Below are 13412 nucleotides of genomic sequence, written 5' to 3' on the forward strand. Positions count from 1 at the left end.
ATCACTAGATTTAGAAAAACGCATTCCCTGTATTATTTTTGCGGGTAATAAATTTAAACCCGATGTCTAGTTAGAAGTTGATATTTTAGAACTTTTTGTTAACAAACAGTCTTTGAAAGACGCAATTGAGGGTTTTAAAGAAATTACAGAAGTAGCATTAAAACATATAAACAAGAAAATTAATTCTTTTGTGGAAGAAGTTGCTAAGAATGTAAGAAATAAAAAATTTGATACTGAATCAAGAAAAAAAGTTTTTAAGCTTACACCTTTGAATCAAGGCGAGTCCCCTAAGCATTTAAAATATAATTTTGATGATCAAAAATATGATATGAAGCCTCTTTGATATGATTATATCAAAATTGAACGACCTCTTATTCCCGGAAACTTAGGTTGAACAGTTCAATAATACACCCACCACACCTGTCTTACCGCTCACCAAACCATCCCCTGAAAATCATCCAATCCCCTAGTGACAAAAAATCGGTACAGAGATAATCTGAAAATGACGAAGCACAGGGGGCATTGCCCCGGCCTTGTATTATAATGGGGCTTTTTTTATTTCTGACTCTATGGGTCAGAGTGGCCCGGAGTCCGTGAGGCCCGGGGCGAATCCTTAGGATCGTGCCACCGCTCTGGCTTTTTTTTGTCTAACGGCAATGGAGGAAGAAATGAAAATCACGGAGGAAGGGGAACTGAAAAACCCCGGTCAACGGTTGCGGTTCTGGCGGAAACAAAGGGGAATGAACGCGTCCCTGTTTGCGGCAACGATTAACCTTTCGCCGGGTTCGTTGTCTGAAATTGAAAACGGGAAGAGTCTTCCGTCAGCTCAAACGATCATCCAACTCATGGAGTTGGAAGAGCTGGACGTCTACTGGCTGCTCACCGGCCAGCGTAATGTTGGACACAATATAAAAGTGGAACAGATAAAAACCCTGATCGACAACCTTAAAAAAGGAATCGCGGTGAACCGGGAACTGGAAACGAATTTAAATGAACTGCTCCACATTGTGGAGTCTTAGGAAACCGCCTGTCGACCTTCAGGTTAAGGGGAGGCAAATATCAATTAATTTTCAGCCGAGAAAGATACTTTCCAGCCAACAAAAGCCATTGCACGCTGGCACTACGCCTAGTAGCTGGCCCTGCGGGGCATGACCCTTCGAGAGCCTCAGGGTGACCAAACTAAATCCACCGATTGGTCAAGACGTCCCGGGCTCTTTTGGTTGTGGCAGGTCAGGTTTGGGGTTGATCATGTTTTTCTTGCTGAGGATGTCGATGAGGTTCTTATCTCTGCAGGAAACAGCAATGTCAAGCAACCCATCCCCATTAAAGTCTGCGACCGCCATACCCTGAGGGTATTCATCAACATGATGATATATGGGGGGATAGGTAAAGGTCCCATCACCACGCCCAAGCGAGACGGTGATTTGATCATCTGTAGAATTGGAGACGGCTATATCCTCAAAACCATCTCCGGTAAAATCGGCGGCCACAACAAATTTAGGGAAGTTGCCCGATGCAAAATCTCTCAAAGAAGAGAAAGTTTCATCACCATTATTAACAAGGGTGGTCAAGGCATGCAAAGAGTTACTAGAAGTTACAAATTCTATCATTCCATCATTATTCACATCCAGGCTGGCAAGTGAGAGAGGTTGTTTACCACCTTTAAAGACTTTTGAAGGTTTAAACTGTCCATCTCCTTTTCCCCACAGAACCTGAACCCCAGTTCTACCGTTTCCTGCAAGAGCAATTGCGACATCCGTCTTTTTATCCTTGTTATAATCACCAATCACTACAGCAGTGGGTTGTCCTTTAACATTCATACTATAAGGCTCGGAAAAAAATCCATTACCATTACCCAGCAAAACAGCCACGTTTGAGAATCGGAGGGTGACAATCAGGTCAAGTTTTCCATCAGAATTAAAGTCACCGGTTGCCATGTTGATAGGAATTTTCCCCGGCTTGAGAAGTTGGGATGTTTTCTGAAAACTTCCCAACCGTGTATTTAAATATACCTGGATGGTCTGGTCGGCATAATTAAGTGCTATTACATCCTTGTATCCGTCTTCATTAAAATCTCCCGAAACAAGGCAAATGGGGTCTCGACCTGTCTGAAAAACAAGCTGGTCCTTGAAAGTCCCATCACCCAGTCCCTTGTAAAATGAAAAAGAGTGGTCTCCGCTATTCGCCACGACCAGATCCGGGATATTATCGCGGTTAAAATCATCGGTAATGAGATAAGAAGGTTCTTTTCCCGTACCCATGGTATAGGACAAAGCAAAAATGCGAGGCATTTTTTTTCCGGCCTTGGGAGGTGGGGGACATCCCATGAGGATAAAAACCATCAGGAACGCTATAACTGAGCAATATCTATTCATGAATCTCCGTATGATAATAAGAAGCGTATCACAGGTGTTCTGTGGAAACAACGTTACAAAGCCAAACCTTCTTTTTTTAAAGGGAGGCACGCCTTCTGGCGCAATAGAAAGTGGGCTAAAATCCTTTTCGTAAAAGTAAACACAAGAGACAAGCTGGTGGTCTCCGCAATTATTTTCTTATAAGGGTCATGACCGGAAACACTGCTGAACATGGCTTTCATAAAGTCCGGCCTTTCTGCCGCCACCGCGATCATATGATCCATAAATTTGAGGCTTGTTGCCATATTGGTAAAAATCCGCACAGCCTTTCCATAGGGAATATCCTGAGTCAGTTGGCTGCAATCCCGATAATAGTTTTCAGCAAACGCATCTTTAGAAAGCCCATGCATCATGATGGAGCTTGCGGCATAAACCCCTGTATGGATGGCCGTGTTTATTCCCTTACCCTTGAAAGGACGCATCAGTCCCGCCGAGTCCCCTATCATCACATACCGGTAGCCATATAAATTTCTGGCTGGAGCAATGGGAAACCTCCCCTTGAAGTAATTAAGCGGCTTTTCACGACGTTGATGCGGGGGAAGAAAGCGTTGCACCGGAGCCGAACGCAGAAAGTCCATCATAACCTTTGAAGAAACATTCCTGCCGGCAATATTGATCGAAATATGGTCTCCCTTGGGAGTGATGGCTCCAAACTCCAGGCCGGGGTAGGAAAGCAGAAAAGCCTGAATGGTAAAACCCATGCTTTGCATGAATTCATCCCCTGGATAAAGTCGCGTGATCACAGTATTCAGAAAGTCAGGCTGACAGTATGGAGTTCCTTGCTCAAAGATTCTACAAGTGCCATCATCCAACCCAAAAGCCCCAACCACAACCGCACATTTTATGTTTTCCCCATCACTATAAACAAGCACACCGTCTGAGTTTACCTCAACCGCTGTCATACGATTATGGATAACCTGGGCACCTGCTTTCCGAACTTCTTCAAGCATGAATGCATCAAATCTGGAGCGCGCTACAGAAACCGACCTGCCACCTCTTCTCCGGTCAGGTCCAGGCTCAACAAATCTGAATGCAAGCGATAGCCTTCAATATCATTGAGAATCAGGCTTTCAGGTAAAACAATATCCAATTCTTTTTTAAGAATATCTTCAAAAGGAGGTGAGAGAACACCGATACACTGGTTATGATGACGGAGACCGGAAAAGTTTTTATGCTCAAGTATTACAACATTAATTTTTTTGTCTAAACGCCTGGCTTCCTTCAAGAGGGTCATGGCACAGGCTGACCCACCAGGGCCGCCACCAACAATACAAACCGTATCCCCATCGTTAATTTGCATGAGACCTCACAAAACTTTCACGAACTCTTTTCCTTGAAAAACTCCAGCATGCCTTTGAATATATAAGAATGGAAGTTTGACAAAGCCACCCAATAGAGGTTTCCCCAAAAAGGTTTTGGAATAAAATGCGCTCTCAACGTCAAACGGGTTCCACCGTTTTCCTCCTGACCCAGCTGGAACTGAAGCCAGGATAGCCCGGGGGTTATCATTTCCGCCCTCAATAGCAGTTCGCGGTTGGGTTCCAGTTTTTCCACCCGCCAGAAATCAACCGAGTCTCCAACTCTCAGGTTGTGAGGGTCTCTGCGTCCCCTATGCAACCCAACTCCACCCAGAAATCTGTCAATCAATCCGCGAATTTCCCAAAGGATATTTGCATGGTTCCAGCCATGCTTCCCCCCTATCTGGCAAATAACAGGAAACACCTTTTCGGGAGCCGCAGTAATATCTATCTCATGCTCTTCAATGATAAACTCGGAAGATTCAAATTCACACAAGGGCAACAGATCGCTCATATTTTCAGGGGGCACATCACTCCAATGTGAAAATACCATCGAACGCTGTTCTTTTTCCTGGGCCCATTCTACAGCCGTCACAAAGTCCAATGGTTCAAACGGGAGAATTGAAGAAACATCGTTATCCACACAAACGACATCTGTTTTAAGACTGTTCAGCAACAGGTAGGTAATATTAACAGGTATGGAAATAAAACAATGCAACCAGTAAGCGTAAAGTCGGCACATCCAGTCAATAGGAATAGGAACCCACGAAACATCAATGAAATGAATACGGCGATTCAGAATTTTAGCAAAGCGTAAGATCATTTCCTTATAGGTCAGCACATCCTTGCCACCTATCTGGAAAACACGTGTGCTCAGACCAGGGGTTTCCATGAAACCCACAAGGTACTTGATGACATCCCGAATCGCTACGGGCTGGCACTTGGAGTTGAACTCAGTCAGGAAAGGAATGATACGGTTGTTCAAGGTAAGAGATTTCATCAACTCATAAGACGCGCTCCCGGTTCCAAGTATTATGGCCGCACGCACTCTTATGACCGGAACTTTCCCTTGCGACAATATGTTTCCCACCTCTCTTCTGCTCTGAAGATGCTGGGACATGCGGTCATTTTTTTCTCCCAGACCACCGAGATAAATGATCCGTTTCACACCATGATGCTCGGCTGATTCACGAAAGTTTTTCGCAGCCACCTGGTCTTTGGCTATAAACTCTTCTTTCTTCAGCCTCATGCTGTGAATCAGGTAATAGGCATAATCAACACCCTCCAAGGCAGGAAGCAGTTCTTCCATGCTTAAACAGTCCGCATAAACATGTTCAACACGTGGATGCGTCAACAGTGGCGGGCAACTATTGTTCCTGTACATACAACGAACAATATAACCTCTCGACACCAATTCGGGAATCAACCTGCGTGCCACATACCCAGCGGCACCCGTAACCAGAACGCGGGTCCCCTCAGGCCATGGGCTTGTAGTGAGGTCATCGCAATAGTGGTAGTTGACTTTTTCAGGGTCCATACATGAAATATATCCCAAACCTCAGAAACCGCAACCACTCACTTTGCAAAGGATCAGGTTGGCATCAGCAGTACAAACCGGACAATTAAAGAACTTCCATCAACCTTCTTTCTGTTCAACCGGTTTTAAGTTCTGTAATTGGATTTCCCTGCTTTTAGCAGCTATTCCTGAAGAGACAAAAGCATAAGCCATTCCCACCATGATTCCGCCACCCACCATATTACCCAGGGTCACAAAAACCTGGTTGTGAATGAAACCCGTCATTGAGACTTCCGGTCCATGTGGAATTAACAAGGCTAAACTCATCAACGACTGATTAGCAATGCTATGTTCATAACCACTACCAATAAAGGCAAATAAGCACCAGAAAATCATTATCAGTTTTGCTGTCTCATCCCCGTTTCGGTTCGCAATCCAAACCGCCAGACAAACCAGCCAGTTACATAAAATCCCCCGGAAAAAAGCTTCGCTCGCACTCAAAGACATTTTCGCCCCAGCTACTTTAACAACCAGAGCCTGAGCTTCAGCGGAAAGACTTCCTCCCTGAACCACCAGCCAGGCAAAAAACACAGAACCGAACAGGTTACCGACAAAACACAATGCAAATAATTTGATCAGGGCGTTTAACTCAACCCGGTTTTTTAATTTTCCAACGGCAAAAACCATATTATTGCCAGTAAAGAGTTCCGATCCGGAAAAGATTACCAGGCTCAATGCCACCCCAAAGCTCGCGCCCATAATCAGTTTCATAAAGGGGGCAAATTGTGTTCCTGCCAAGGGGCCACCCACAGAAAATATCAAAACAATTCCGAAACCCAGGTATGCCCCGGCAAGAGCAGACATTGCCAGGTATCCCAGGGGAAAACCATTCATTGCCTTAATCTTTTTTTCCGCAGTGCAGGCCAGCTTTCCAACATCATTTTCAAACATTTCGGCCTCCTTTCTTTCAGTCAAGGCTTAGAGAGTGATTTTTGATTCTTTTAAAACATTTGTTTCTACTTTCCTTTTCCCAGGTAAAGAATAGTCTCGTCTTCTTGCGTATTTCTTACCATTGATTGGATGCATTTTTTGACGAGTGTGATAGGGAACCACAAACTCAAGAACATCTGCCAACTGGTCACAGGGAACATCTTCCATAACTTTTACAGATAGCTTGGGGTCGATTCCCGTTCGTCCCCCCATATAAATATCGACCGCTTCAATCACTTCACTTCCACGGCGCATTTTTTTTCCGAGCAACCCGATATCAGCCACCAGATGATTTCCGCATCCAGCCGGGCATCCAGACCAGTGCATATTGATCGGCGCGGTCTCAGGCAGCCTGCCTTCCAGTTGCGAAGCAACTTTCAATGCCATTGACTTGGTTTCAATAGCTGCAAGATTGCAATAATCACTTCCCACACAACTCACCAGTCCTCTAAGGACACCTGAAGGGTGGTAGGTGAACTCTTTAACCAAAGCCTCCTCAAGCATATCCCCCAGTTTCTTATCTGGAATATTGGGGATAACAAGAGAATTGGAATGAGAAAATCGTATTTCCCCATTTCCATATTTTTCTGCGAGCCGGGCAAGCCCTTTCAATTTGTCAGCCTGAATTCGACCCACAGGAATTTTTAACCCTACATAGTTCATCAATGCCTGCTTCTGCCGGTAGGCTCCTATATGTTCCGATTTTTCGCTTCCTCTTAAATCCACACCTGCAGGTGTCAGCGGTCTTCCCACTCTCTCCTCCAGTGCCGAACGAAATTTTTCTTCTCCCCAATCTTCTATCAGGAAGGCAAGGCGGTTTTTACTTCTAACATCCCGGCTGCCATGGTCACGGTACAAGAGGATTAAAGCCGAACAGACCTCGACCACCTCTTCCGGACTCAGGAAAACATCCAGGGGAGTAGCAATCCGGTATCCTCCTGATCCCAGTTTTCCACCCACCAGAACATTGAAACCATAAACCGAATTGCCTCCCTTTTCTTCAATGGCCGGCACCAGGGCAAGGTCTTGTGTTTCCGCATGGACACAGTCATCCGGACAACCACTCAATGTAATATTGAATTTTCTAGGTAAATTGGAAAACTCAGGATTACCCAGAATATGCTCATTCAAAGCTTTGACCAGTGAAAAGCCATCAACCCTTTCCTTTGGGTTCAATCCGGCCACCGGACAGCCCATAATATTACGGACATTGTCCATACCGGTCTGCGATGATGTCAGCCCCACTTCTTCAAGTTGTTCAAAAACCTGTGGAATATTTTCTATTTTCAAATGCCTCAACTGCACCTGCTGTCGTGTAGTGATATCTATCAATCCATTTCCGTATACTTCCGCTATATGCGAAAGGGCCCGGACCTGATGGGAAAAAGAAAATCCATTAGAAATCCTGACTCGCAACATGAAAAAGCCCGGTGTGGGATTGCGCAAAAACAGTCCATACCATTTAAGACGTTGAATGTCTTCTTCACAGATGGACTCCCAACCTTCTTTTGCAAAACGATAAATATCACTTTTTATTTTCAAACCATCTTTTTCAGCTTTTAGTAATTCTATTTTGTTCATAATTCTCCAAAGATAAAAAAAGACAAACATCTCCCCTTTAAAGGGATACTCTAGAGATTACAAGTAACGTGCCACAAGGCGAAAATGATCGTTACCGCTTTTGTAGATAAGGGATTAGAAGATTAGATGAGAGAGATCAAGGAAAATATTCTGCCTCATAATATATCAAAATTAATAATCACTGCCCGATTCTGGATCATTTTCAGATCCGGCAAAATGCTTTTTATTACGGCAATTGAAGAATGGGGGTATAAGGGCGTAGAAGTTTTCGGGTCCACCAGGTGCCTTCGCGCTCACGGGTTTCAAAGTCCGTAAAATGGTAATCGTAGACCACCGCCTGCAAGTATTTTGGTGGCTTATCAGGAAAAGGATTTTTTTTCAACAAGTCAATCACTTCAGAGGAACCTTCTAATAGACGCATCATAAACTGGATCATCCAGGGGTTCCTTTCATAATTACTGAGTGCAGCGAACCACATTTGCCAGTCCAGGCGAGGTAGATGTGGTGCAACAAACTCCGGTTTTCTTTTCAAGTCATCCGGCATCCATTTGAATTCATAGGGATACCAGTTCTCCCGGTCATTACTTCCCAGAACAATTATCTCCGGCCTTGAAGTGGTCATAACAGCGAACAATCCATACGAATTGAATATGTGAAAGGGACTTATTACTTTATATATGGAAACATAAAAAGATGGATAGCGGTTACCAAGCAAGGGAACCAAATAAAGCATGACACAAACTCCCAGCACTGCGGCCTTTAATATAGAGCTTTTTTTAAAAACAGAAACCGGTGATTTATATTTCTCAATTTTAACAGGGAGCCATTTTGAAAGCACTGAGTCATCAAGCAAAAGCAGGCATAGGGCAATGGTCAGTATATTGAAGAAACCGAAATTCCCGGTCAGGATAATCAATGAGTCAAGAAAAGCCAGTGCGGCACAACTTAAATATCGAATTCGCCGAGGACCAAAGATCAGAAATACCGCACCAAGTTGAATGATAAAAACACAGGCCACAGAAAAACGCTGGAATTCATGTGGCAATTGATGCGCATACCAACCTATCCAAGTGGGAAGAGGCTGGGTTTCATAATGGTAGTAGAGTGCTGTCAAACTACTCCAACTAGGATCCTGGCTAAGGATTTTGACCAGCCCTGAGGAAAAAACCACACGAAATAAGAGAAAACGAAACAAAAATAGAATAAACAAGGATGGAGGATTCTCAGAACCATGCTGGTCCTTGCGCCAGGAAACCAGAAAAATAGCCAGGAAACCTGTTTCAAGAAGAAGAGTATCCCACTGATAAGCCATGAACGGCTGAGTAACGTGCAGCAAGGAAAGATACAAGACCCACGCAGCTAATAATGCCCAGCTCACCAAACGGTTGAACATGACCAGCAAACCCGCAAATGCTCCCAACAAGCATCCGGCAAGCAAAAAGTCATCCCCGGCATTAATCCAGAACAAAGTGGGAATTTGCCAGAAGCGTTGCGTACCCCAATACGACTCCGCATCCTTTAGAAATCCCTCGACAGGCAGGATCCCGTTTTGTCCCACCAACCCTTCTATCTGAGTCAATAAAGAACCAAACGCAAATAAATAAACTAATCCCAAGAGAAAAATAAACACCCGCCGGGTCAGAAACCAGGTTGGAGTTTGAGTGTTATCCCCCCAAACCCAGCGGGTGATCGCACTGAAAATTTTACGATTCTCTGCTACATTTCTGTAACCCCATTCGGAAACCGGTGCAAACCCCGGTAGACTTTCATAGGCCCAGAGAAACAATTTCCCGTTAGGCGCATAAGCCAGGGTTTTGAACACGGCCAGAGCCCCAGAATAAAAACTTCCATCCGTAGCAACGAAATAAACCGAGGAGTCAAATTGCTCAGGAGAGATTTGTGGATAATCTCCACCCACATCTTGAGAAGCCTGATAGTCAACGCCACCTTGAGTAAGAGGGCTCCACCGTGCTATCCATAAACGGCAAAATCCGCAATCATCATCATAAATCAAAACTGGTTTAGCTTTTTCCGGGGGTATTTTTTCCATAAGAAATTGCTTAAAATCCATTATATTTTTTGAAGTTTTGGACTTTCCAATCATTATACCCTTGATACCAGGCTACTTTTCTTCAAAAAAACTGCTCATAAGGCCAGTGAGCCTTAATTAATCTGTAAGAATTTTCGCAAATAAGCGGTTCTGGCTTGCGTTCCGAGCCAAGCTGAGATAGTTTCTCTATTTCACCCAACGAATCGGGAAGTTATTTAGTCTATTTGGTCATTTCAGGAAGAATTCAATGGCAGATTTTACACGTGAAGAAATAGAAGAAAAGCTGCAAGAATATGCAGAGTTTTTAGAGTCTCGAGAAGAAGAAGACGAATTCATTGATGATGAACCCGAAGAAGAAAATGAGGAGGAAGAAGGCGATAAAGAAGAAGCGGTTGAAGAAGATGGGGAAGTCATCGAAGAAGAAGCTCATGATGAAGAACCCGGACTGGAAAATATTTTTGAAGGCAAGGACTTATCTGAGCTCGACCTCTCAGGGATCAATTTTCACGGCATCAGTCTGAGAAAGACAAACCTTACAAAGACCAATCTCTCTGATTCAATTCTTGCTGAATCAATCATGGACGAAGTAAACCTGGATCAGGCTGACCTCAGCGATTCCGATATGGAAAATATTAGCTGCCTTGGAGGGATAATGACCCACACCAATATGGAGTCAACAAACCTTCAAGGTTCCAAGCTCCTGGGAACGGACTTCAGTAATTCCAACCTTGAGAAGGCCAATTTCAGAAAATCCAAGGCTATGGAAACCAAGTTGGTCAATTGCAATCTCAACGAAACAGACTTCAGCAACTCAGACTTCTCACGCTCTAATCTGAAAGACGCTAAAATTATTGAAAGCGATATGAGCCGGGCAAGGTTTAACGGTGCTGTATTTGAAGGGGTTGATTTAACTGATTCCCGATTAAACATGGGAGTTTTTTTTGAGGCAAACTTTAAAACCGCGAACCTCAACCGAGCCCTGATAAAAGGAGCAAAACTGGCAGGTGGCAACTTTGCCAACGCTAACCTTGTCCGGGCAGATATCACTGGCGCAGACCTGACAGATGCCAGCTTCCATAGCGCAGACTTGAGCCGGGTGAAATTAAACGGCGCTATTCTAAGAAGAACAGACCTTAAAGACTCTGACTTATCCGAAGCGGATTTGAATATTGCAGACCTGACCGGCGCCAATATGATTGGAACCAAATTGTACGGGGCCAATTTAGATCGAATCAAGCTAAACCAAGCTAAAATAAATGAAGCGCAGTTAAGCGGATCGCGAATGACAAAGGCAAAGTTATCTCAAGTCGATTTAACCAATGCTGATTTGAGTGGGGCCAACTTAACAGGAGCAGAATTAAACGAAGCCAACCTGGAAGGGGCAGATCTGAGCCGGGCTAATTTGACAGAAGCCATCCTTGAAAATGCTAATTTGAAAAACTCATTCCTGATTGGGGCCAACATGCAAAAAGCCAATCTGAAAAAAGCCAACCTGGAAGGGGCGGATATAGCTGGAGCAAAACTTAAAAACTCCTGTTTACAAAGCGCAAACTTAAAACAGGTGGATTTACGAAGGACCGATTTGGAGCATGCTGATTTTTCAAAAGCTAAATTAAATGCGGCAAACCTAACAGGCTCTAAAATGAGTGAAAGCCTGTTTAATGACGCTGATCTGACAGAAGCCAACATGGACTATGCCGATACAACAAATACCCAGTTTCAAGGGGCAATAGGATATAAACCCACAACATGATTCATTTTCATCATTAAACCAATAAGCTCCAGATCGCCAAACCCACGCTGAGAAACAAATTTAAAATTTCGTCAAACTTTGTAGTAATTTTTGATGAAATTAACTTTGACTCCTGATCAAAAATCGTTTATTTCTACACAAAAGGTTCCATAAAAAGTATCAATGTAAATTAATTTTTAAACACCATGATCAAGCCCACCCTGTTAAACAGTATATTGTTCTTTCTATCAATAAACATTGCCTAGGCAAATGCTATAGAAAATGCTTTCATTGAGGGTGTTAAGTTTCTGGATGATGTACCCGAAGTAGAATGGTATCGGGTAGATGGAAGAACCTTGATAATAGGCTGGAAGGGCATTCCACAATTCTTCCCGCACACAAACCGGAAAGCAGCAAGGCGTGGAGCCTTGGCAACAGGTACAGAAGTCCATGTCTGGGCGGTCCGGCATAACCAGTGAAAATGGTCTGTCGGAAGTGGAGCCTCCTCTATCTGTTCGGTTTCAGCAAAAAATGGGAAAGTAAAATCTGACACTTGCCCCTATTAAAAATACTGCACGACGGTCTTACCGCTAAGCTTTTCCAGATATTTTTTAAATCCTGCCTAAATATTTAATACTTCCTGAAATAATTTGCATCTAAAAGAGGTATCGACAAATCAGGTGCATAATCATGAAAATTATCCCTTTTAACTATAATGGGTATTTAAGGTTTAGAGCCCGCCCCCTCAGCCTAAAAGAGGTGCTTCGGCTGAGGGATGGGTTGGAAACCCCAAAAACATATCCTATCCAGACGCATACAATCCCCAATTTAAAAAAAATCCTGCTTGTCTTAAACTAATGTATCTTTAAGATCATCCTAATTTCCAGGAATTTTAGAATGGAAAAGCTCGAAGCTGTTCAAAAGGTTTTACGATTTAGCCATACCATAAGGGAGTGGTGTGAAAATGATAACTCTGTCTACTTTGATGATTTCGACGAACAAAATGTAAATGACTATAATAATGGTGGATTTGGTGATATCGCCGATGAAATTATTGAGCGCGGAATTGCCGAAAACCTTCTGGATGAAGATGATTTAGATTAAACCTCTTTACCAATGCTTGCTGGTTTTCCACTATTAAGAAAAATCAGTCCAAACCTTCCTCAGACCACTTTTCCATATAACATAAATTTGGCACAATTGTAACACTAGAAGTGCAAATAATGGGTGATCTTTGATTCATATTCGACTACAATTGCTTTATGAACTGCTCTTTTCAAAGCAAAAAGGCATTGGTCGTTGATAACACACCCATTATCACCAAGATCATAAAAAATTTTCTTACCAAGACAGGTTTCGAAAAAGAAACTATTTTTGTTGCCCATGATCGAAATCAGGCATTGATGATGTTTGAACTGGAAAAGTTCGATCTGGTCACTTCAGGCATACACCTCAAAGACTCTACTGGAATAGACTTTCTCAAGAAATTCGCGAACAAAATGATGATGCTAAAAAAGAAATTCCTTTTTTGATTATTAGTGCTGACAAACAGGAGTCTTACCTTAAAAAACTCAAGGAGTATAATTCTACAGATTATTTAAGCAAACCATTCAATCAGAATCAGTTTGAGAAAATGATTTGCAGTATTTTAAACTGCGCCAACTTAAAAGAGTCCGAAGAAGATAAACCTGCAAAACCAGCCCCAACTCCAGATTCATCATGGAAAGACTCACCCGTTGAAGTTCCAGCACCAATTGTTAAGGCATTTACTGAAGTACCATTGAAGCTTTGGAGCAATATATGGCTGAAGCGGTGCCGGAAAGCCCCAACG

14 protein-coding genes are annotated in these 13412 nt (G+C 43.3%); 6 read left to right on the forward strand and 8 right to left on the reverse strand.

What is annotated here, in order from left to right; all coding sequences use genetic code 11:
* The first annotated feature begins 112 nt into the window (after positions 1 to 112).
* Both F3741_11805 and F3741_11810 read left to right on the forward strand, forming a co-directional pair.
* The gene (locus tag F3741_11805; GenBank protein ID MZG31464.1) at positions 113 to 343 is read left to right on the forward strand and encodes a hypothetical protein; all 231 of its coding nucleotides are present in this window, start codon (positions 113 to 115) and stop codon (positions 341 to 343) included.
* A 313-nt stretch (positions 344 to 656) separates the two neighbouring features.
* Positions 657 to 1019: a helix-turn-helix transcriptional regulator gene (locus F3741_11810; protein ID MZG31465.1), complete on the forward strand. Its 363-nt coding sequence runs from the start codon at positions 657 to 659 to the stop codon at positions 1017 to 1019.
* Positions 1020 to 1196: 177 nt separating this feature from the next.
* On the opposite strand, the gene F3741_11815 is transcribed toward F3741_11810, so the two are convergent.
* The 7 genes from F3741_11815 to F3741_11845 form a co-directional block, all read right to left on the reverse strand.
* Entirely contained in the window at positions 1197 to 2375 is a 1179-nt protein-coding gene (locus F3741_11815) for a VCBS repeat-containing protein (protein MZG31466.1), read from the reverse strand.
* Between the two features lie 53 nt (positions 2376 to 2428).
* Positions 2429 to 3364: a hypothetical protein gene (locus F3741_11820; GenBank protein ID MZG31467.1), complete on the reverse strand. Its 936-nt coding sequence runs from the start codon at positions 3362 to 3364 to the stop codon at positions 2429 to 2431.
* 23 nt (positions 3365 to 3387) lie between these two features.
* Positions 3388 to 3714 carry an NAD(P)-binding protein gene (locus F3741_11825; GenBank protein MZG31468.1) on the reverse strand — a complete coding sequence of 109 codons (327 nt, stop codon included), beginning with the start codon at positions 3712 to 3714 and terminating at the stop codon, positions 3388 to 3390.
* 17 nt (positions 3715 to 3731) lie between these two features.
* Positions 3732 to 5249, reverse strand: a complete 1518-nt coding sequence (locus F3741_11830; GenBank protein ID MZG31469.1) for an SDR family oxidoreductase — start codon at positions 5247 to 5249, stop codon at positions 3732 to 3734.
* 99 nt (positions 5250 to 5348) lie between these two features.
* Entirely contained in the window at positions 5349 to 6179 is an 831-nt protein-coding gene (locus tag F3741_11835) for a formate/nitrite transporter family protein (GenBank protein MZG31470.1), read from the reverse strand.
* A 27-nt stretch (positions 6180 to 6206) separates the two neighbouring features.
* On the reverse strand, positions 6207 to 7799 hold the full coding sequence (locus F3741_11840; GenBank protein ID MZG31471.1) for a ferredoxin--nitrite reductase: 1593 nt from the start codon (positions 7797 to 7799) through the stop codon (positions 6207 to 6209).
* Positions 7800 to 8025: 226 nt separating this feature from the next.
* On the reverse strand, positions 8026 to 9903 hold the full coding sequence (locus tag F3741_11845; protein MZG31472.1) for a DUF393 domain-containing protein: 1878 nt from the start codon (positions 9901 to 9903) through the stop codon (positions 8026 to 8028).
* A 193-nt stretch (positions 9904 to 10096) separates the two neighbouring features.
* Between F3741_11845 and F3741_11850 the strand changes: the two genes are divergently transcribed.
* Positions 10097 to 11602: a pentapeptide repeat-containing protein gene (locus tag F3741_11850; protein ID MZG31473.1), complete on the forward strand. Its 1506-nt coding sequence runs from the start codon at positions 10097 to 10099 to the stop codon at positions 11600 to 11602.
* A gap of 241 nt (positions 11603 to 11843) precedes the next feature.
* Here F3741_11850 and F3741_11855 read toward each other — a convergent pair whose 3' ends face one another.
* Positions 11844 to 12134, reverse strand: coding sequence for a hypothetical protein (locus tag F3741_11855; GenBank protein ID MZG31474.1), 291 nt, complete (start codon positions 12132 to 12134; stop codon positions 11844 to 11846).
* 344 nt (positions 12135 to 12478) lie between these two features.
* On the opposite strand from F3741_11855, the gene F3741_11860 reads away from it, so the two are divergent.
* The 3 genes from F3741_11860 to F3741_11870 all read left to right on the forward strand — a co-directional run.
* Positions 12479 to 12685 (forward strand): hypothetical protein, encoded by a 207-nt coding sequence (locus F3741_11860; GenBank protein MZG31475.1) that lies wholly within the window; start codon positions 12479 to 12481, stop codon positions 12683 to 12685.
* A 158-nt stretch (positions 12686 to 12843) separates the two neighbouring features.
* Positions 12844 to 13113, forward strand: a complete 270-nt coding sequence (locus F3741_11865; GenBank protein ID MZG31476.1) for a response regulator — start codon at positions 12844 to 12846, stop codon at positions 13111 to 13113.
* On the forward strand, positions 13068 to 13412 hold a 345-nt coding region (locus F3741_11870; protein MZG31477.1), incomplete at its 3' end, for a hypothetical protein. The genes F3741_11865 and F3741_11870, both read left to right, overlap by 46 nt.

The sequence above is a fragment of the Nitrospinota bacterium genome, assembly GCA_009873635.1.
Taxonomy (GTDB): Bacteria; Nitrospinota; Nitrospinia; order Nitrospinales; family VA-1; genus LS-NOB.